This window comes from Sulfitobacter aestuariivivens (assembly GCF_014763045.1).
Classification (GTDB): domain Bacteria; phylum Pseudomonadota; class Alphaproteobacteria; order Rhodobacterales; family Rhodobacteraceae; genus Sulfitobacter; species Sulfitobacter aestuariivivens.
In genome coordinates this window covers 1025954-1046650 of record NZ_JACTAG010000002.1, presented here as the reverse complement: position 1 = coordinate 1046650, position 20697 = coordinate 1025954, and the positions used below count along the sequence as shown (strand labels likewise).

Here is a 20697-nt window from a genome sequence, read left to right as displayed (position 1 = left end):
TTGATGTGTGCGTGGCGGTCGTTAGAGGACGTACCGGCTTAGATCGGTGGATCTGCTCAGTTCGCCTAGATTGGTGTCGACAAATGCGGCGTTGACCTCGATCTCTTCGCCGCCACGGTCCGGAGCGGTGAATGAAAGCTCTTCAAAGACCCGCTCCATCACGGTGTAGAGCCTGCGCGCACCGATATTTTCAACCGACTGGTTCACATCCGCGGCGATCTTGGCCAAGGCGGCAATTCCGTCTTCGGTAAAGCTGACTTTGACCTCTTCGGTGCCCATCAGCGCGGTGTATTGCAGGGTCAATGCGTTATCCGTTTCGGTCAGGATACGCACGAAGTCTTCTTCGGTCAGGGCGCGCAGTTCAACCCGGATCGGTAGACGCCCCTGCAGCTCTGGCAGCAGGTCAGACGGTTTGGCGATGTGGAAGGCACCGGATGCTATGAAGAGCACATGGTCGGTTTTGACCGGACCGTGTTTGGTGCTGACCGTTGTCCCTTCGATCAGCGGCAACAGGTCGCGCTGGACCCCTTCCCGGCTGACGTCGCCACCGCGTGCGTCCGAGCGCGCGCAGACCTTGTCGATCTCATCCAGAAAGACGATCCCGTTCTGTTCGACCGTTTCGATGGCGGCCTTGGTGACAGTCTCGTCATCCAGCAGTTTGTCCGCTTCTTCCCCGATCAGGATTTCGTAGCTGTCGGCGACCGACAGTCGTTTCTTGGTGGTGCGACCACCCATTGCCTTACCGAAGATGTCGCCCAGGTTCATCATCCCCGCCCCGCTGCCGGGCTGGCCGGGAATATCCATCATCTGGAAGGGGTTTGTGGAATCGGTCACCTCAAGGTCGATCATTGTATTGTCCAGTTCGCCGCTTTTCAGCTTTTTGCGGAACATATCGCGGGTGCCTTCGCGGGCGTCGGTGCCGGCGATGGCGTCGATCACACGCTCTTCGGCGGCGTTGTGGGCTGAGGCTTTCACGTCTTCGCGCATGTGCTCGCGTGTCATGACAATGGCAGCGTCCACCAGATCGCGGATGATCTGTTCAACATCGCGGCCGACATAGCCCACTTCGGTAAATTTGGTCGCTTCGACCTTGAGAAATGGCGCGCGTGCCAATTTGGCCAGACGGCGGCTGATCTCGGTCTTGCCGACGCCGGTGGGGCCGATCATCAGTATGTTCTTGGGGTAAACCTCGTCCCGCAGATCGTCAGACAACTGCTTGCGCCGCCAGCGATTGCGCAAGGCGACCGCCACCGCGCGTTTGGCGTCCTTTTGGCCGATGATGAACCGATCCAGTTCAGAGACGATTTCGCGGGGGGTCAGGTCAGTCATGTTGGTCCCTTTTCATGAGGGGCAGATACGCATGTTGATGGCGAATTTGAAGGGGCTGAAGTGTTCGATGCCGATCCGTCTTTGCGCGGTAGTGAAACATACATTTTCCGTTTTGGCCTAATCTCAGCCATTCGCTGTTGTCTGCCAAAGGTTTTCAGCGGCGCGCCATGGCGGTAGCCGATCCTTACCGCGGAAGTCCGGGAGACGATGCATCAGGCCGCCGCGGATGACTTCCCATTGGGCACCCAACAAGATCAGGCAAGATCCAAGCACGAAAGATCCGACAAAGAATACGCCCGGCGCAATGGAGTAGCATAGGGCGGCGATGTATCCGCTGGCGGCGATCAGGAAAGACCGTCGGTCAATCACAATTGCAAACAGAGTCAGCAGAACCATGAACAAAACCAGCAAGGACAGCGAGAACCAGTTGACATTAAACACAAGCGAAGCGGCGATTGTGTTCACGATGGTGGGCGCTGCCACGATGTGAAGCCAGAAGGCATTCGTAGCACGACGGGTGACCCGATGCGGATCTGACAGATCAAAATACATGGCTGTGATCAACGCCAGTATTCCAACACCAATGGTGGCCCACCCATAAAGGCCGCTGGAACTGAGCAAGAAGAACTCACGTGGTGAGCTCAGGATATCGCCAGACCACGCGATGAAGCAAAAACTGGACCCGAGTGCACCCAAGGCAACAACCGCCAGTGCAAAGGGCACCCGGAATGCGATCCAGTAAATGAGCATTCCCAAAGAACCACTGGCCGCAGCGAGGCCGGAGGTCAGGAACACCTCGCCCGAAAGCCCCAGCCCAATACCAAACCCTATCTGCGCCGAGCAAAATGCAAATATCGCGGCCAGCGCACTTGAGGGGCCGTTCATCCGGCGCTTCAATGTAAAGTATCGCGCCAGCAGAGCAACTGCAGCCATTCCAACGAACCCAAGGACTGCAAAAGCAAGCGCCTTCATTTGCAGTGTCAGGACAAAGGCAAGGATTCCGGTCCAACCGGCAAAGAGCACGCCCAGACCCAACACGATGAACACCTCGTTGAAGCCATGGAAAAGCTCAAATGGTTCGTCCATATCGCCGATGACCGCGCGCCCTTTGGCGCGGGCGTCTGCCAGTGCGACGACGCCGGCGGCTTGTGCCTCAGTGATGGTGCCTGCCGTGACGGCCGCGCGGATATCGTCGAGGTCGAGGCTCATTCAGATATGGTTTCTACCGTCAGATTTCCGTTGGTATAGACACAGATATCTGCCGCGATCTGCATGGCGTCGCGTGCTACGGCCTCTGCGTCACGGTCGCTGTCCATCATACCGCGTGCTGCGGCCAGCGCATAGTTACCGCCCGATCCTATCGCTGCCACGTCGTTTTCGGGTTCCAGCACGTCCCCTGCCCCGGTGATCACCAAAAGGTCGCGGCCATCGGTCACGATCAGCATTGCTTCCAACTTTTGCAGATATTTGTCGGTGCGCCAGTCCTTGGCCAATTCGACCGAGGCGCGGGCCAGTTGCCCGGGTGTTGCTTCCAACTTGGTTTCCAACCGCTCAAGAAGCGTGAATGCGTCGGCCGTGGAGCCGGCGAACCCTGCAATAACGTCAAAACCGCCAGGGCTAAGTTTGCGGACCTTCCGTGCGGTGCCCTTGATGACGGTCTGACCAAGACTGACTTGCCCGTCACCCGCGATAACGACCTTGCCACCCTTTTTGACGCCAATGATGGTGGTACCGTGCCAGCCGGGGAAATCCTGATGTGTCATGGGCGTCTCCATCTTGCTTGCGGTTCTATATGGCCCTGCGTGTGCTATACACAAGGGCGCAGGCAACTGCGGGTCTTCATGAAAAAAGGCGCCCACAGAGGACGCCTTTGAATGAAGCCATGCATCTTGAGTCAGATTGAATCGTTGATCCAGTCGATTAGAGCCGCCTTGGGTTTGGCGCCCATCATGTTGGATACCACCTGGCCATCCTTGAACAGGAACAGCGCCGGGATGCCGCGCACGCCCATAGCAGCGGGAGAATTGGGGTTCGCATCCACATCGACCTTCACGACCTTGACCTTGCCTTCCATCTCACCGGAGATTTCTTCCAATGCTGGTCCAATCTGCTTGCAGGGGCCGCACCATTCTGCCCAGAAATCCACCACGACGGGGATTTCGGAATTCTTGACTTCGGCGTCGAATGTATCGTCGGTGACTGCGACCGTGGCCATGGTGCTCTCCTGCAAGGCTGATTGAGATTTGAACCTATGAATGCCGGTCCGTCCCGTCAAGATGTGGTGAACGCCAAAGCGCAGCTGTCACGATATCGTGGGGCAATACCATCAGATCCTGTGTCGCGGTCCACAGGATGGCGGTTTCAATTTCATGGGTTGGATAGATCTGGGCAAGCATATGGGCATAGGCACCCATCTGGCGCAAAATACCTTCTGGGCAGGTTTCCGGCATTTTGGGCACCATCCGGTTTGTTTTGTAATCCACCGCGATGATCTTCTTTTCCCCAGCCAGCAATCTGTCGATTGTTCCATGCAGGCGTTGGCCGCCAATCGAGGCTGTAACAGGCACTTCGGCAAGTGCACCTGCATCAAAGATCGATTGCAGCGCAGGAGCATCCAAAACTGATTTTGCCTCTTTCAATGCGTGGGCGAAGCCGGGGCTTTCATCTGGATTTGCCAAGTCCGCTGCGGTGTGTTCTCGCTGGTCGGGGCTCAGATCGGCAAGCTTCTCAAGCAGCAGATGGACAAGTGACCCGAAATGCAAAGCTGTGTCCTGATCCTTGCCAAGCTCACCGGCCAAGGCTTTCGCGCCACCAAGATCTGAGGGAGAGAGCGTGCCGAGTTGCGGGCCCGGAGGGTCGACAGGGGCGCTAAAAACAGGCTCTAAAAAAGTCTTTTCTGCAGGTTCTTGAATGGAACCAGCCTGAGGCGGACGATCCCAATCTCCCTCCTCGTATCGCAATATGTCACTCTGACCTATTGCGTTGGCGTTGATATGCCCCATGGCGTTGGCGATCATACTGTACCAGTCGGAGTTATCGTTCGCCAACTTACCTGCGGCGGCAACGATCAACCACTTCTCGGCACGTGTCATCGCAACGTAAAGGAGCCGCATGCGTTCGCGCCGTTGTGCACTGCGCAGTTCATCGACACGTTTGCGCATGCGGTCAGGCATGTCAGCGCTGGGCGATTTCCAGATAGGACTATTACCCACGTCGATCAACTCGTCCTTGATGCTGATCGTCCGGGCGACGGTGTCAGGCAGAATGACAATGGGCGCCTCAAGGCCCTTTGCGCCATGAACGGACATCACCCTGATCTGGTCAGATGAGTTATCGATCTGGCGTTTGATCTCCAATTCATCGGTCTGCATCCACTGCAGGAACCCTGTCAAACTGGGAACTTCTGTGCGTTCATATGCAAGCGCCTGCGCCAACATGGCATTGAGACCGTCTTCTGCTTCTGGGCCAAGTCTGGCCAGCAGGTTGGTTCGACCGTTATGTCGGTTCAAAATCCGCTCAATCAGGTCAAAGGGACGCAGAAAATCCACCTGCCCACGCAGATCTCGCAGCATATTGATCGTATCGGGATGTGTTTCGCCCTGAATGCGCAATGCCTGCCAGAGGTGATCCTGGGCGCGGTCATGGGCCAGCGAAAAAAGGTCCTGTTCGGACCAGCCGAAAAGCGGTGACCTTAACGCAGAGGCCAATGAAAGGCTGTCATCAGGTGTTGCAAGAAATGACAGCAGCGCGGCCAGATCTTTGACCGCAAGTTCTGCGCCGACCTTTAATCGGTCCGCGCCCGCAATGGGCAGTTCAGCGGCTTTGCAGGCGCGAATGATTTCGCTGAATAGGGCCCCGCGACTTTGGACAAGGATCAGGAAATCTCCGGCTCTAATACGGCGCTTTTCGAAAATGTTGGGCGATTTAGTGTCAGTGGGAATGTAATGTTCACCCGTCACGAGCTCTTTGATGCGCGCAGCAATTTTTTCGGCCAAAATGACCGAATGATGCTGCGCACTGCGCCTGTCTACGGGGTCTGTCCAGTCGCGCTCTTCCTCTTCGTCTGTTTTTTCGATCAACGGCCAAAGGTCGACCCGTCCGGGCAGGTCTGACTTGAAGGCGAAATGCTGTGTTTCTTTGTCCAGATCGTGCTGGACGCGTGGGTCAAACACCTGATCAACCAGCCGCAATATCGCCGATGAGGACCGAAAGGAGTACTCAAGACTGCGGTGCTGAAAAACCTTTCCCGCCTCTCTGATTTTCCGCTCAAAGCTTTGACCTTTGTCATTGAGCCCTTCCGGATCGGCGCCCTGAAACGAATAGATCGACTGTTTCTTGTCGCCGACGACAAAGATCGTCCGATCCACATCCGGACGCGCGCCCTGACCGCTGTAGAACTCATCTGTCAGCTTTTCGATGATATCCCATTGGTGTGGGGAGGTATCCTGAGCTTCGTCGACCAAAATGTGATCGATGCCGCCGTCGATGCGGTAAAGCACCCACGCCGCGACCTTTTCATCGCTTAGTAACGCGCGGGTGCGCAGGATCAGATCGTCAAAATCAAGCCATCCGCGCTGCTGTTTGGCTGCCTCGTAACGCGCAAGAAAGGCGCGCGCGAATTCATGCAGAACCAATGTCCTTTCCGTCGCCAACAAGGCCAACCGAGCGTCACGCGCGCTTTCGACCCGCAGCATGAAAGCATCTATCGCAGGCATCAGGTGGGCAAGCGTGGCCTGGGTTGCTTTGGTTGGGAAACTGCCGATCTTGGCAGAGAAGGGCGAATTTGCCTTTTCCCCGGTCAGGAAGACGCGCTCTAGCAAAGGAAGCGTGTTCACGGATAACTCGGTGATGTCCTGCAATGCCACGCCGGCCTTGCCATCGTTGCCGCCTTTGGCAAGCAGGGCGGGCACCAGTTCTTTAATGAGGGGCATTTCAGTGCCGTCAAAGACCGACTGTTCCAGGCTTTGAGAGGTCAAATCGGCGTTTATACCAAAAAGAGAGAGGACATCTGCAGATGAAACATCCCTGCCAAACCCGTCTCTTTTGTTCACAATTATCCTTGTTAGAGACGAAAAATCCTCTCCGGTATAGCGCGCAGCCAAGGCTGCGACGAGCGGTGCCTCGTCGCTTTCCGCCATTTCATCGACGATATCTGCACGAAGCAGATCAGCGGCGCGATCCTCGATTTCTGTGAACTGAGGATTGACCCCGGCCTCTAACGGAAAGCGGCGCAGGATCGCGGCGCAAAAGGAATGGATTGTCTGGATCTTCAGCCCGCCGGGGGTTTCGATCGCGCGGGAAAAAAGTGTGCGTGCCCAGCGCAGTTCGCTTGGCTCAAAGGTCGTCCCAATTCCCAATTCGGTCAGCGCCAACCGCAGGGCGTCATCGCCGAGCATCGCCCATTCGCCCAACCGCTTGAACAGGCGGTTCTGCATCTCTGAGGCGGCCGCCTTGGTATAGGTCAAACACAAGATCTGCTGTGGATCGACCTGCGCCAGCAACAGCCGGGCGACCCGATCAGTCAGCACACGGGTTTTGCCCGAGCCCGCGTTGGCCGTCAGCCAGGTCGAAACTTCTGGCTGGGCAGCGTCTACTTGCGCGCGCGTTGCGTCATCCATGCGTGCGCTCATTTCAGATCCTCCGGCACCGGATCCATCGTGCCGTCCCATTCACCGAACCGCGCAAGCTGATCGTAGTCGCCGCCAAAGACGTCAGAGAGGGCAAAGCGTCGCGCCGTGAAGCCTTGGTCGGGCTTCAAATACGCACTGATCAGCCTGTGCAGACCCTTGAGCACTTCGGCCGGCGATTCCTCATCCAATGGAGCCGGGATTTCGACTGGCTTGGCACCCAATCCGATAAAGATCGCCTGTGCCACATGGGCCACGCCAACCTCGGCAAAGGCACCGTTCTCGACCATTGCCGCTTCGATCAGCAGCTGTTTGTCGAATAGTTTCTGCTGTTTCTTGGTGGGCGGATTGCCTGTCTTGTAGTCATAGATCAGCGCATCACCGTCTTCTGTCAGATCAATACGGTCTGCATAGCCGTGCAAGGTAAAACCGATGTCGGTGAATTCATGCATACCGTGCGCCGATTTTTCAGCTGCTACGGGAGAGGCGTACGTTTGCCGCGCTGCTTCGCGTGTCACGAACCAATCCGCAACACGCCCAATGCGCGCCAACCACATCATACGGGCGGCAGGCCAGGGGATCGCGGTTTCCAGTACATCTTGGGCTGTTGCCATGAGGTGCTCGGCCGTCAAAAGTGTCTGGTCATCTGTTGCGGCTTTCACGAATCTTTCCATGATTTGGTGCAGCACAATGCCCCGCAGTTGTGCATCGGGTGACTGAACCAAATCGTTCATCGGACGCAGGCGCAGCGTGTTCTTTGCATAGATCGCATAGGGGTCTCGAATCAGCTGGCTGATTGCCGTGACCGACAGCTTGCGTGGGCGGGCCGCAATCGGCGGCCTGGGCGAAGGTCGCGGGGCAGGGGGCGTGCGGGTCACAGCCTCAAGTGCGCGGGCCTGATCCAGCCACCAGGTGCCACGTGCCCGCATTTGCGCCCAAGCTTCCGACCCACCATTTTCCGGCAGTCCATTCATCAGGTTGCTCAGCCGGTTGATCCAGCGTGACGGTACGGTTTCCGCCTCGTCAGAGCGGATGGCGCGGGTGACCCAGACCTCGCGAGCGGAGATGGCCTGCTGATAATCATGCGCCGAAAGACCGATGCGCCGTTCGGGCAGCAAGAGACCTGCATCTTTTCGCATCTTTCTGTTCAGCCATGGATCGGGCGGGGGGGCTTCGGGCCATGTGCCGTCATTCAACCCGCCAAGGATCACCAGATCGGCACCTTGCACCCGTGCTTCTAATGTGCCCCAGATCATCACATTTGGATGCGGTGCATCGCGGTCGCGCACCTCTTCACCCGAGAGCAGCGCGCCGATCAGATCGGCGTAATCGGCAGCAGCCATGGCGCCGCCTGCGGGGGCGTGTGTCGCGAGATTGTCCATCACGCTTTGCGCTTTTTCACCGGCATTCATTTTCCACAGTTCGTTCTCTGCATCCGTGCCTTGCCCGCCCGCGATGGCGTTGGCGAGGGTCAGATGTGTTGAAACCAGATCGGCAAGTGGGTGCTCTGAAGCGATGTCATTGTCCGTGAAAACGTCAGCAACCCAATCGAGCCAAGTTAAAAACAGCTGCGGTTGTTCCATTCGTTTCGCGGCTTTTTGTCCGGTCCGGATGAGGCCCACCTTGTCAGGATAGGGCAGGCCTGTGTCGCGGATGGCCATTTCCAGCTGTTGGGTGTGCAATTGGTGAAGATTACGATCGGCCCCGCTATGGGTCAGGGGGTGTTTCAGCAAGGTCAACAATGCCTCGGCATCTAGTTTGCGCCGCATCAGACCTGCCACATGGCGCAAGAACCGCCCAGGCGGTGACAATTGCAAAGGCATCCCGGCGCTGTCATCTGGCAGGATATTCCATCGGTCAAGGGCCGAGGTTACCTGCCGTGTCAGCATGCGGTCCGGAGTGATCAGTGCCGCAGTCTGGCCTTCTTCTGCGGCTTTTCGCAGCCGCATCGCGATGCACAGCGCCTCAATGCGAGGGGTCGGCGCCTCGACAAGGGTCACGTCTTGGGTCGCTTCTGGCAGATTGCCAAGGTGAGGCCCCTCTTTAAGCCACGCATGGGTCACAGGAGCAGGGCGCAGCGAAAGAGAAATCAACGCGTTTCGGTCAGCTGAGGGAGGTTCTGCGCGTGCCCAGTTTTCCACTTTGCTGGCTGGCAACGACAGGGCCTGCATCAGGTGAAAAAAGCGATACTGCGGGTGATCCTGCGGCAGGTTCTGTGGATCCAGATCCTGCCAGATCGCACTGGACATGTGCCAATCGAAGCCAGGCAGAACAACCGCCCCTTGCGGCAAAGTCGCGATCGCCTGCATCAGCATCATTGTGGTGCCGCGAGATCCGGTCGAACCGGCCAGGATGACCGGGTTTTTCGGGGGGTTCCTCTGCCAATGGCCGGTGATGGTCGTAATCAGCTTGCGTTGCCGTGTTTCGCTGTCCAGCTGTGTGGATGATTGGTCAAGATAATCCTGCGCGATTGTCAGGAACTTCTTGGCGCGCTCCCAATGACCGGATTGATCAGTGACATCCAGCGCTTTGATCGCTTGGGCCTCGACGCCTTCGCCCTGCATTTCATCCAAAAGGGCCGCAAGGCTGTCGGCGAGTGCATAAAGAGAGGTGCGTGGCGCAAGACTTGGGTCAGCCTCCAGTAGCATTGAGACAAGTTGCACCAACTCAAGCCGCCGACGCAGGGGGGAAACAGCAGGCGGCACGTTCACCTCTTTCACCAGCCCATCCAGTTCCGTCAACAAACGGATACGTGGCAGGAACCCGGCAGGGCCTGCATCAAAAATCTCGCGTAGACGGCGCTGCATACGGCGGGTGTTCACAATCAGATCAACGCGGGCCATGGCATCTGGCGGGTGACCTTGCAATTTGTCACGCAGGCCCGCGACCAATGCGGCAGGGAAATCCACGCCCGGTGCCAGTCCGAATACACGCGGATGATCAGACGGTTCAAACATCCGGCATCGCCACCAGATTTTCCGCCAGTGTAATCCCCTCAGGATTGCCTACGTCGCACCACTTGCCGGGATAGGACAGGCCATAAAGTCGACCCTTTTGAAGCATCTGATCCCACAGCAGGTTGAGCGAAAACTTGGTATCCTGAATGCCGAACAATCCATCAGTCTTGATGATCTGCACGCCGCCATAGATCATCTTGCCCCCCCGAGTTAACTGCCCCTGAGTGTCAGCCGCAAAGTCGCCTTTTCCAGTGTGACCCAAAGCTTGCCCTGGCGGCAGAAGGATCAAAAGCGCGTCCATTACGTCTGGATTCCAGGCAGCGTCTAACAGCTTAAGCGGGTTCGGCCCGGACCAGATCGCGTCTGTATTCATGGTAAAGACGGGCTGGGTGCCGAGATGCGAGAGTGCGTTGCGCAGGCCGCCTCCTGTCTCCAGAATATCCGGCTTTTCGGTGACCGTTTTGACACCTTGCTGCTCAAGATGGGTTCGCAGGGGATCTGGTTTGTAATGCAGGTTTGCCACAATCGGGGCGCAGCCCATATCCAGCGCCAGTGCCAATGCGTGATCTACCAGCGGCCTACCAGCAACCGGGATCAGCGGTTTCGGGCGGTCCGTCGTGAGATGTTTCATGCGCGTGCCGAACCCGGCCGCGAACATCATCAGGGCGCGGTTTGATCGGGACATCGGCGTCTCATTCCATCAAGAAAAGCTTCGGTCGGCGCAGGTAAGTGGGGGCTCAAGATACTGCGCAGCTCGGACAATTTTGGATGCTCCAGGTTTCGCATGACATAGCCATGCACCCGCGGGATCATTGCAACATAACGCGCCTTGCCATCGCGCAGGCAAAGGCGCGCGAAGATACCAAGGATGCGCAAGTTTCGCTGAAAGCCAAGCAACGCGTAGGCAGCGCGAAACCGGTCGGGGTGAAGCCCGGTCTGGTCAAGATAGCAGGTGATCATCGCAGCTTCGGTTTCGGGACTTACGTCGCGCCGCGCGTCCTGAAGAATGGAAACAAGATCATAGGCCGGGTGGCCCAGCAGCGCATCCTGAAAATCGAGAAGGCCCACACGTGCGGCTTCTTCGCGCGCCGGAAGCCAAAGCAGGTTCTCTGCATGAAAGTCCCGCAAGATGACGACAGTGCGGTCATCCTCCAACGTGCGGGCGAGCGAACAAAAGGCTTTGTAAAAGGTATCTTTGGTCTTGGCATCTGCGCTGTCGGCATACCAATCGAATGCCAACATCACTGCATCTGCCAGCCAAGCTGCGCCGCAAATTTCTAGCGATATGGGCTCCGCCCTTTGCAGCGTGATGAGGGCATCAATCGCGGCGGTATAAAGCGGGTGTTCCTGAGATGGGTTGTCGGCGATCCGTTCGGCAAAACGATCAGTCCCGAGATCTTCGATCAATAGAAAACCCTTTACCGGGTCTTCATGGTAAATTTTTGGTGCGCTCAGACCGATTGATGTCAGGTACTGAGCAACACGAACAAAGGTTTGGGTGTTCTCACCTTTATCCGGTGGCGCATCCATCAGGATTGCCGAAGACCCGTCTGGCTTTTGCAATCGATCATATCGCCGGTTTGATGCGTCGCCTGCAACCAGGGTTCGGGTGCTGTCGGACCAGCCACTTTGCGCGATGAAAGCCTGCAGTCTTGCCGGGCGGTCGGTCATGCTGACCATCCTTCAAGCCGTTCTTCCCACTTTTTGTCCGACCATTCGGCGCTAAGAACCCTTTCGTCTGGATCATCCGTATTTACCAGATCGATACGCAGCGCGGATTCAGGGGTCAACGTGCCCAGACGGTCCGGCCATTCGATCAGGCAGATGGCTGTTTCGAACGCGTCAACCAGACCAAGCTCTTCTACTTCTTGAATATCACTCAAGCGATAGAGATCTGCATGCCAGATCGCGCCAGATACCGTTTCGTATGTCTGAACCAGCGTGAATGTGGGGGAGGGGACGTCTTCGGGTTCTTTCAGCAAGGATCTTATCAGGCTGCGCGCAAAATGGGATTTCCCCGCGCCGACCGGACCTTGCAACAGGACAACGTCGCCGACCTGCAGGCGCTGACCGAGTGCCCGCGCGATTTGATCGGTCGCTTCGGCGTCTTGCAGGTGAATGGTCAGGGCGGGGTGCGACATGACCCCTATGCTTACTTTCCCTACTGCGGGCTGCAAGGTCTAACGGTCGCTGCGTGCGCCCTCTTTCCCGGTCTGCGGAGTATTCGAGGCAGGCACAGAAAACCGGACAAGCGTGCTGCCTGACGTCAACGAAGCCACATTGCATTGGCAGGGGTATTTGCCGGAGCTTGAGAAGGTGAAGGCGAAGGGTGGTGCATTGGTATGGTCAAGCACGAAGGCTTCGATGCGCTGCCACTCACGTCCCGGATCATTCGATCGCCAGTATTTGATACAATCGCTGATGGTCATATCGACGAAAGTCGCGTCCGGATCCACTTGCCACAGGCGTCGATACGCGCTGTTGCTGAGGGAAAGAACACCAGAGGATGAAAATACGGCCATCGCATCTTCCATGCCGTCGATCAGGCTATGCGCTTGTTCCAGTTCGGCACGGAAATTGCGGGTGACAGTGACTTCGGCGCTGATATCCTCAATTAAAAAAGCGGTTGCGCCATCCGGGTGTGGCCGACCAGAGACCGAGAATGTCTGCCCTGATTCAAGGGACCATGTTTCATGGTACCGACCGTCAGTGGCGGCTGCGATGACCTCGGAAATCTCGTCGCGCCACGTGCGATAGTTCTTGGGTTCGGGCATATGGCGGTTTTCTCGCAACTGGTCAAAGAAAGACAGCATGGTCGGTTTCGCCGACAGAAACTCGACGCGAAGGCCGGTAAGATCCACCAAGGCCGGATTGAAAAGCGCCAACTGCCCGTTTCGGTCAAAGATCGCCAACCCGGTGGACAGATGCGCAAAGGTCTTGGTCAGTGTTTGCACAAAATTGCGCTGGGCTTCTTCGGCCGCGACCAGTGCGTTGATACACTGGGCGTGATGGATTGATCTGGCGTCCGCGTTGATGCTGTCGACACGGTACCAGTCCTGTGAGGTCCCGGAGAGAACAAAGCGCTGGGTCTTTCCGGCGTCGGCTGCGCTGAAGGAAGGCGGGTGGCTTAGGCGATCCGCAATCCCGCGATATGCTTGATTGCACCAGATCAGTTGGTTTGACGCATCTTCAATCCAGGTTGGATGAGGTGATGTTTCCGCCGCAAATCTAAGCGCATCAAGTTCGGCCCGCTCAGAAGGCGCGGTCTTGGGTGCCTCGTCCGTCAGAGTTACCCAGCAAAGGTTGCGCTGCCATTCAATCTGCGCCTGACGCGGCCCGATGTCATCGACAGCACGGACTTCAAGCGTGCCGGTTTCGCAGGCGTCGGGCAAATCTGGGAATTCAGGAAACCGGGGCAGTAGCGTGGCGCGCAGGTCGGCCCAATAATGTACCTCGTGATCTTGGGGGATCAGGGCAGATGCGGATTGGCTGGAGTGCTGCAGAATGCCGTCGTGAAACAGGAGTGAGACCTGATCCGAGGGCGGGAGTGTGACACCCTGCGGGGCACCGGCATTCAAAAACGAATACACAATCATGGCTGTCAGACAAACGGCAATTCCGATGATGAAGATTTCAGGCCAATTCACTGTGGGCGGCACCCTTGTCCGATCGCTCAGAGTGCAGTTTTTTTTCATTTTGGTTAATTGCAGGTTAATTTCTGATCCATACATCTGGATGGGTGCACGGTTACCCGATAACCGGTCGGTTTTCCCCGAGAGGCGCGCGGCTGCCGGTGTCCACGACATCCACCTTTGCCCGCGGCCATGTCACCTGCACGATTGCCCCGGTCTTGCCTGTGTCGCCTGCACGTTCCGGCCCGTTGGCAAACTGCAGCGAAGCGCCCGTCCGCTCGAGCAGTGTCTTGGCAATGAAGAGCCCAAGACCCATGCCCTCATACGCTGGACGTTGGGACGAAGCGCGCGGACGATTGCTGGGGCGCATGAAAGGATCACCAATGCGGCCCAAAAGGTGTGGCGGAAAGCCGGGGCCGTCGTCGATTACCCGTATGGATACGTCTTCATCGCTCCATCGGCTTTCGATCCAGACGGTATCCTGGGCAAAATCCACGGCATTCTGAATCAGATTGCGCAGCCCATGGATAATTTCGGGTTGGCGCCAGATATCCGGCTGAAGTCTAGCCGGGCTATCGTTAGTGCCCAAAATGAACTGCACGTCTTTTCCCCGCTCAATATGCGGTTCGGCGGATTCTTCGATGATGGCCTGCAAAGGGGCGCTGCGGATGTGCAGATCTGCTTTTCCGGTACGGCCCATGTCGCGCAGGATATCGCGGCATCTGTCAGCCTGATCGCGGATCAGCGCCGCATCCTCGGCCAGGTCGGGGGAGTCTTTGAGATCGTTCAGCAGTTCGGAACTCGCCAGTTTGATTGTTGCCAGTGGTGTGCCCAGCTCATGCGCGGCGGCTGCGACCACACCACCCAGATCGGTGAGTTTTTGTTCGCGTGCCAAGGCAAGCTGGGTGGCGGCGAGGGCATCGGACATCGAATGCACTTCGGTCGTTACGCGGCGCGAATAGGCGCTGGTGAACACCACCGCGATCATCAAAGCGATCCAGTGGCCAAAAACAAAAAGCTGCGGGATACGCAGCACTTCACCAGATTGTGTTATCAGGGGCAGATGAAAATTGGCGAGTGCCGAAATCAAGACAATCGCGACCCCACATATCACAATGGTTGAGCGCAGGCTGAGCGCGGTGGCCGAAATTGTCACCGGTCCCAACAACAGGATTGCAAAGGGATTATGCAGCCCGCCCGTCAGGTAGAGGAGAAAACCGAGCTGCAAAAGGTCAAACATGACCATCGCAAGATTCTCTTTTTCCGTCAGACGCTTGTTTTCAGGAAAGAGGAAAGTCGCGGCCAGGTTGGCGATCACTGAGGCACCGATTGCCACATAACACAGACCAAGCTCAAGCTGCAGTCCATAAACCAGCGGGGCTACTGTGATGGCGGTCAACTGGCCGATCAACGCCACCCAGCGCAGCAGGATCATGGTGCGCAGCCGGATCCAGTTCGCACGCGTGCGTCCGCCGAAGGGCCGTATTGTCGCCTGCGTCATGACCGCACCTTTGGGTTTTTCAGTGTTGCATCAGCCAGCCAATACCCTAGGTCTGCGCCACGGCGCGATCAAGGTTACCAATTGGCGCAGGAGAAGGATCATGACCAGAACACTCGCAATCGCTGCCTCGGCTGTTGTTGTCATATTTCTGGGGGTAATTGGCTGGCTGACACTGGGGGGGGCCGCACCGGATGATCAATTCGCGCAGTGCCGCGCCTCAAGTGTTGCCGGTGACCTGGGCGGCCCATTCGAGTTGATCAATGGCAGGGGGGATACGGTGACCGACAAAGAGGTCATCACGGAGCCCACGCTGATCTACTTTGGCTATACCTATTGCCCGGACGTTTGCCCACTGGATGTGGACCGCAATGCGCAAGCAATCGAAATTCTTGAAACCCGCGGCAAGATTGTGACGCCTGTTTTCATCACAGTGGATCCCGCGCGTGATACGCCGGAAGTGGTGGGGGAGTTTGCAGAAGTGATGCACCCGCGCATGATTGGCCTGACCGGGTCAGCGGCTCAGGTCAAGGCGGCAAGCCAGGCGTATCGCACGTACTACAAGGCTCATGACCCGGTGGATGGTGAATATCTGGTCGATCATTCGACTTTTAGCTATCTGGTGATGCCAGAACACGGTTTCGTTGAGTTTTTCCGGCGTGAATTGCCGCCAGAGGACCTTGCCGACAAAGTTGGCTGCTTTGTGGATGCTGTATGACCGTTTGACGCATTTGTGTCGCGCAACATATTGTCTAGTCACAGATGAACCCCGCGCAGAGGCGTCGCACCATGCACGATGAATATGATCTTGGATCCGACACCAGCTTGCTTTTGGTCGATGATGACGAGCCTTTTCTGCGTCGTCTGGCCAAAGCAATGGAGAAACGTGGCTTTGCGGTTGAGACCGCAGGTACCGTCGTGGCAGGCAAAGCGATCGCAACCGCGCGACCACCGGCCTATGCGGTGATTGACCTGCGGCTTGAGGATGGCAATGGGCTGGATGTCGTCGAAGTGTTGCGCGAGCGGCGCGGGGATGCGCGCATCGTTGTGCTGACTGGATATGGCGCGATTGCCACCGCTGTTGCGGCCGTAAAGATCGGTGCGACAGATTATCTGTCCAAGCCTGCCGATGCCAATGACATCATTCAGGCGCTGCTGGCCAATGCCGGTGACCTGCCGCCGCCGCCTGAAAACCCGATGAGCGCAGACCGCGTGCGGTGGGAACATATCCAGCGGGTCTATGAGTTGTGCGACCGAAACGTGAGCGAGACTGCACGTCGTCTCAACATGCACCGCCGCACTTTGCAGCGCATTCTGGCAAAGCGGTCTCCGCGGTAGGGTATTACTGCTTGGTGTCCCGGGTCGCTGGTGGACCCTCCATTAAGTTCTGTTGATCTTTATTCGCTAGGGTCCTGACCCTAGGAAAAGGCCGAGTGCCGACATCGCGTTGTGCACCAATCCTGTGTCCGTTGCGCGTTTGGGTACGTCTGCTAAGATTTTAGGGAGCGCTGGCGCTTTAAGGATGCTCGGGCAGTAAGCTATTGGAAAAGCGGGCTTATGGAAGCACTGGTTGTTATTTTCGCAAAGATTATTCTTGCCTGCTTAATGCCCGTTATCGGTGTGATTGGTGCCCTAATCGGCGTGACATTTGAGGCCGTTCTTTTACTATTTGGTGGCGTGTTTGCGGGGTATGTCGAGAACCGGCGAAAGCAAGAGGCCAAGGAAGCGGACCGGCCATCGGTTTTGCGCAAACCACTGATCTCCCGCAAGATTGTTCATTGGATTGCGGGCGCATGTGCGCTGGTGGGGGTACTCGGCATCACTGCCTCCTATGTGCTCTTCCAGCCGATCCTGCGTTACGCAATGGATTTGGCCAGCGAGAAAGCAGGGATGTCGGTGGATTATGCTCAGGCCTCCGGGTCCTTGCTGGGCGGATATGTTGTGCTTGAAGGGTTGGCGCTTACGCGGGAACACGAAACCGGGCTCGCCTTTGATTTGCGTATTGATCGGGCCGAAGCGGATGTGTCGCTGATAAGTTTGCTTGGCGGGACACCCACACTGACCTTGGGTCAGGTGAACGGAATGAGCGGAGCGATAACCCCGCCTTTGCCCAGCGAAGAAAAGAAGGGTCTGCCGAAACAGCGCCGCCCGTTCCGGGCCGACATGTTTGCGGTCAAGAATGTAGAGCTGCAGATTACGCCCCGTGGGGAAGTCGCATATCCGGTTGAGATTGAAAGTGCACAGGTGGCACCGTTCCGCAGCGGATTGGCGGTATTCGACTTGCTGTTCCGTTCGACGATGAATGCCAGGATTGCAGGACAATCCCTGATCGTAGAGACCCGCGTAATCACTGAAAACGGTCGTGAGACGCGCTGGGCGTTTGAAAATGTCGATGCGTCACAACTCAAGAGACTTCTGCCCAAGGCACCTTTGACCTGGGTCGACGACGGGCGGATCACCGTTGCGGTTTCTGACAGATGGAGCCTGTCCGAGGATTATATCGATATGGATTGGCGGATCGCGACCAAAGACATGCGGACGTCTGCACCCAAAGAGGCAGGGGCCGCCGAACGGGTTCTGGCTGCAAGTCTCGGCAAGTATCTAGAAAAGTTTGGCGGCGATGCTGATTTCCGATATCGTTTTGAGCTTGATTCCGAAGGTATGAAGGAGCTGAGGGAAGGAAATCTTGACGCATTCTGGCAAAAGATCCTGTCGGGCGTCGTCAAGGGCGGTGTCGACGAAGACGAGGCTCAGACCGCGGTCGAGGAGGTTCTTGAAGAAGAAGTGCCCGGAACATTCGACCGCCTGAAGTCGATATTCAAGCGGGATGCAAGCGGTGACTAGCGCGCTGTGACTGAAAGGGAACCGTCCCGCTTGGCGTGGCGGTTCAGGCCTTGGCATTTCAACTGCTGAGTGTCGTGGCACGTTCGGGTGACCGACGGGGGGCTACTTCGCGCCGCAAGGCCAATCGCCCGTTCAGCGCACGATCTAGAGGTCAAACCGCTTCAGACGCTTGTCCACGATCTGACCATTTTCCATCTTGTACCCACGGATCACATCGTAGTCCTCAAAACCGCGGCTTTGATAGTAGATCAACCCGCCTTCATTGTCGGCGCGGATATTGGCGTTGATCCAGCTGTATCCCAACGCTTTGGCGGCCTTGCGGGTCGCTTCAAACAACGCCGACCCAATACCGAGCCCTGTTCTTCCAACCCGCACGAATGTTGAGATATCGACGGCATCGGGCGGCAGATAGTCCTCTGGCGTAACCGATTGGAAGCCCACTAAAGCGCCACGGGCATCGAACGCGACATGCCAAACGCTGAGATCGCTCTTTCGGGCAATCTCTGTGGTCATATCTTTGGCGGTCACCGGATTGGTGCGGGCAGTTGTGCCGCCCTCTTTGATGATGTCGTTCAAAAGGCTCGCCATTTCGGGCGTGTCGATGGGCATGGGTTGCCTGACGATGATCATGTGCAGGCTGCGAGCAGTTCGCCATGACGTAGGGTGAACGCAGCGCGTGTGTCCGTGGGCGGACGCAGGACAATGGTCAAATCGGCGATCAGCGCGGGATCTGGTTTGCCAAAAAACTTGCTAGCCTCTCGTTCAGAAAACCCCGCTATCTGGGTGGCTTCCATCCAGGCGCTGATCTTATCCGCTTTCTTGATCTGTTTCTTGATCTTGGAGGGGATCATCGCAGGCAGGCCAAAGCGGATGTGGATGGCAGCCGTCAGCCGATCATCCAGGGCGCCGTAATCCGGGCCGACGGCGGCTTTGACAGGAGAGATCATGTCACCGATTACATACTCAGGGGCGTCATGCAGCAAGGCGGCCAGCCGCCATTTTGGGGCGGCTTTGGGGTCTATCCGATCAAAAAGCGTTTCTACCAAAAGGGAATGCTCGGCGACAGAATAGGCGTAATCGCCCTTCGTTTGACCATTCCAGCGCGCAACAAAAGCGAGGCCATGTGCGATATCCTCGATTTCAATGTCTACTGGGGTTGGATCCAGCAGATCCAGACGTCGCCCAGAAAGCATGCGCTGCCAAGCGCGGGGTTGTGATGAGCGGGTTGCTGCCATGCGGGGCAACCTATGCGCGCTTTGTGAAGAACCGCAAGGCAGATATTGTGCCTTAATAGCTGTGGCATGCGCTGATGTCTGCCTTTGTGATCTGCCGGGAAAACATCGCCTGCTGACGCATTGTAGCGCGACGTTCGTCGTGATACGCGCAGCGCAAATCTTGCAACAACGGATATGAAAATGGCCAACGACTATACAGTCAAAGACATTAACCTGGCGGCATATGGCCGTAAGGAACTGAATATTGCCGAAACCGAAATGCCGGGCCTGATGTCCCTGCGTGAAGAGTACGGGACCGAAAAGCCACTGAAGGGCGCGCGCATTGTTGGCTCTTTGCACATGACGATCCAGACGGCTGTGCTGATCGAAACACTGGTCGACCTAGGTGCGGACGTGCGCTGGGCGTCGTGCAACATCTTTTCCACGCAGGATCACGCGGCGGCAGCCATTGCCGAAGCTGGCGTGCCGGTCTTTGCCATCAAGGGTCAGACGCTGGAAGAGCATTGGGATTATCTTGATAAATCCTTCATGTTCCCAGAAGGCTGCAACATGATCCTCGACGACGGTGGCGACGCGACCCTGTACGTTCTGCTGGGTGCACGCGCCGAGGCGGGCGAAGACATCATTCCCGTTCCCACCTCCGAAGAGGAAGAGGTGATCAAAAAGCAGATCGCCAAGCGGATGAAAGAAAGCCCCGGCTGGTTCACCAAGACACGCGATGCGATCAAGGGTGTTTCCGAAGAAACTACCACCGGCGTTCACCGTCTGTATGAACTGCAGCGCAATGGCCAGCTGCCGTTCCCTGCGATCAACGTGAACGACTCGGTGACCAAATCCAAGTTCGACAACAAATACGGCTGCAAGGAATCGCTGGTTGACGGCATTCGCCGTGCGACGGACACGATGATGGCCGGTAAAGTTGCCGTCGTTATGGGGTACGGCGACGTTGGCAAAGGCTCTGCCGCGTCACTGCGTGGTGCCGGTGCCCGTGTCAAAGTGACAGAGATCGACCCCATTTGCGCCCTGCAGGCCGCAATGGACGGGTTTGAAGTTGTACGTCTTGAAGACGTTGTCGACACCGCCGATATCTTCATCACGACCACCGGCAACAAGGACGTGATCCGCATCGAGCACATGCGCGAGATGAAGGACATGGCCATCGTCGGCAACATCGGCCACTTCGACAACGAGATTCAGGTCGCTGCACTGAAGAACCACAAGTGGACCAACATCAAGGAACAGGTGGATATGATCGAGATGCCGAATGGCAATCGTCTGATCCTGCTGTCCGAGGGGCGTCTGCTGAACCTTGGTAATGCCACCGGTCACCCGTCTTTCGTGATGTCTGCCTCTTTCACCAATCAGGTACTGGCGCAGATGGAGCTTTGGAACAACACCGACGCCTACAAGAACGACGTTTATATCCTGCCCAAGCATCTGGATGAAAAGGTCGCGCGTCTGCACCTTGACCGGATCGGTGTGAAGCTCTCGACGCTTGATCCCGAGCAGGCAGCCTATATCGGTGTAAAGCCTGAGGGCCCATTCAAGCCAGAGCACTACCGGTATTGATCTGAC

17 protein-coding genes are annotated in these 20697 nt (G+C 57.0%); 4 read left to right on the top strand and 13 right to left on the bottom strand.

What is annotated here, in order from left to right:
- Nucleotides 1-21: 21 nt before the first annotated feature.
- The 11 genes from hslU to regB form a co-directional block, all read right to left on the bottom strand.
- Complete coding sequence (gene hslU / locus H9Q16_RS14880; protein ID WP_191076207.1) at nucleotides 22-1329, bottom strand: ATP-dependent protease ATPase subunit HslU; 1308 nt, start codon at nucleotides 1327-1329, stop codon at nucleotides 22-24.
- A 123-nt stretch (nucleotides 1330-1452) separates the two neighbouring features.
- Nucleotides 1453-2538, bottom strand: coding sequence for a hypothetical protein (locus H9Q16_RS14875; RefSeq protein WP_191076206.1), 1086 nt, complete (start codon nucleotides 2536-2538; stop codon nucleotides 1453-1455).
- A complete protein-coding gene (hslV, locus tag H9Q16_RS14870; protein ID WP_191076205.1) occupies nucleotides 2535-3092 on the bottom strand; it encodes an ATP-dependent protease subunit HslV in 558 nt (185 codons plus the stop codon). The genes H9Q16_RS14875 and hslV overlap by 4 nt, the downstream gene beginning before the upstream one ends.
- Before the next feature lie 131 nt (nucleotides 3093-3223).
- Nucleotides 3224-3544 (bottom strand): thioredoxin, encoded by a 321-nt coding sequence (trxA, locus tag H9Q16_RS14865; protein WP_191076204.1) that lies wholly within the window; start codon nucleotides 3542-3544, stop codon nucleotides 3224-3226.
- A 34-nt stretch (nucleotides 3545-3578) separates the two neighbouring features.
- Nucleotides 3579-6959 carry a double-strand break repair helicase AddA gene (gene addA, locus H9Q16_RS14860; protein ID WP_191076203.1) on the bottom strand — a complete coding sequence of 1127 codons (3381 nt, stop codon included), beginning with the start codon at nucleotides 6957-6959 and terminating at the stop codon, nucleotides 3579-3581.
- Nucleotides 6956-9913 carry a double-strand break repair protein AddB gene (gene addB / locus H9Q16_RS14855; RefSeq protein ID WP_191076202.1) on the bottom strand — a complete coding sequence of 986 codons (2958 nt, stop codon included), beginning with the start codon at nucleotides 9911-9913 and terminating at the stop codon, nucleotides 6956-6958. The genes addA and addB overlap by 4 nt, the downstream gene beginning before the upstream one ends.
- Nucleotides 9906-10598, bottom strand: coding sequence for a nucleotidyltransferase family protein (locus H9Q16_RS14850; RefSeq protein WP_191076201.1), 693 nt, complete (start codon nucleotides 10596-10598; stop codon nucleotides 9906-9908). Before H9Q16_RS14850 ends, addB begins: the two co-directional genes overlap by 8 nt.
- Nucleotides 10574-11584, bottom strand: coding sequence for an aminoglycoside phosphotransferase family protein (locus H9Q16_RS14845; RefSeq protein ID WP_191076200.1), 1011 nt, complete (start codon nucleotides 11582-11584; stop codon nucleotides 10574-10576). The genes H9Q16_RS14850 and H9Q16_RS14845 overlap by 25 nt, the downstream gene beginning before the upstream one ends.
- Nucleotides 11581-12054, bottom strand: a complete 474-nt coding sequence (tsaE, locus tag H9Q16_RS14840; RefSeq protein ID WP_191076199.1) for a tRNA (adenosine(37)-N6)-threonylcarbamoyltransferase complex ATPase subunit type 1 TsaE — start codon at nucleotides 12052-12054, stop codon at nucleotides 11581-11583. The genes H9Q16_RS14845 and tsaE overlap by 4 nt, the downstream gene beginning before the upstream one ends.
- Before the next feature lie 39 nt (nucleotides 12055-12093).
- Nucleotides 12094-13560 (bottom strand): PAS-domain containing protein, encoded by a 1467-nt coding sequence (locus H9Q16_RS14835; RefSeq protein ID WP_343067864.1) that lies wholly within the window; start codon nucleotides 13558-13560, stop codon nucleotides 12094-12096.
- A gap of 100 nt (nucleotides 13561-13660) precedes the next feature.
- Nucleotides 13661-15046: a sensor histidine kinase RegB gene (regB, locus tag H9Q16_RS14830; RefSeq protein ID WP_191076198.1), complete on the bottom strand. Its 1386-nt coding sequence runs from the start codon at nucleotides 15044-15046 to the stop codon at nucleotides 13661-13663.
- A gap of 100 nt (nucleotides 15047-15146) precedes the next feature.
- On the opposite strand from regB, the gene H9Q16_RS14825 reads away from it, so the two are divergent.
- The 3 genes from H9Q16_RS14825 to H9Q16_RS14815 all read left to right on the top strand — a co-directional run bounded on the left by H9Q16_RS14825 (nucleotide 15147) and on the right by H9Q16_RS14815 (nucleotide 17887).
- A complete protein-coding gene (locus H9Q16_RS14825) occupies nucleotides 15147-15761 on the top strand; it encodes an SCO family protein (RefSeq protein WP_191076197.1) in 615 nt (204 codons plus the stop codon).
- Nucleotides 15762-15832: 71 nt separating this feature from the next.
- Complete coding sequence (locus H9Q16_RS14820; protein WP_191076196.1) at nucleotides 15833-16381, top strand: ActR/PrrA/RegA family redox response regulator transcription factor; 549 nt, start codon at nucleotides 15833-15835, stop codon at nucleotides 16379-16381.
- A 267-nt stretch (nucleotides 16382-16648) separates the two neighbouring features.
- Nucleotides 16649-17887 (top strand): hypothetical protein, encoded by a 1239-nt coding sequence (locus H9Q16_RS14815; RefSeq protein ID WP_191076195.1) that lies wholly within the window; start codon nucleotides 16649-16651, stop codon nucleotides 17885-17887.
- Nucleotides 17888-18031: 144 nt separating this feature from the next.
- Here H9Q16_RS14815 and H9Q16_RS14810 read toward each other — a convergent pair whose 3' ends face one another.
- Together H9Q16_RS14810 and H9Q16_RS14805 are read right to left on the bottom strand one after the other, a co-directional pair.
- Nucleotides 18032-18517, bottom strand: a complete 486-nt coding sequence (locus H9Q16_RS14810; RefSeq protein ID WP_191076194.1) for a GNAT family N-acetyltransferase — start codon at nucleotides 18515-18517, stop codon at nucleotides 18032-18034.
- Nucleotides 18514-19122, bottom strand: coding sequence for an HD domain-containing protein (locus H9Q16_RS14805; protein WP_191076193.1), 609 nt, complete (start codon nucleotides 19120-19122; stop codon nucleotides 18514-18516). Before H9Q16_RS14805 ends, H9Q16_RS14810 begins: the two co-directional genes overlap by 4 nt.
- Nucleotides 19123-19302: 180 nt before the next feature.
- Between H9Q16_RS14805 and ahcY the strand changes: the two genes are divergently transcribed.
- Nucleotides 19303-20691, top strand: a complete 1389-nt coding sequence (gene ahcY / locus H9Q16_RS14800; RefSeq protein WP_191076192.1) for an adenosylhomocysteinase — start codon at nucleotides 19303-19305, stop codon at nucleotides 20689-20691.
- Nucleotides 20692-20697: the final 6 nt, after the last annotated feature.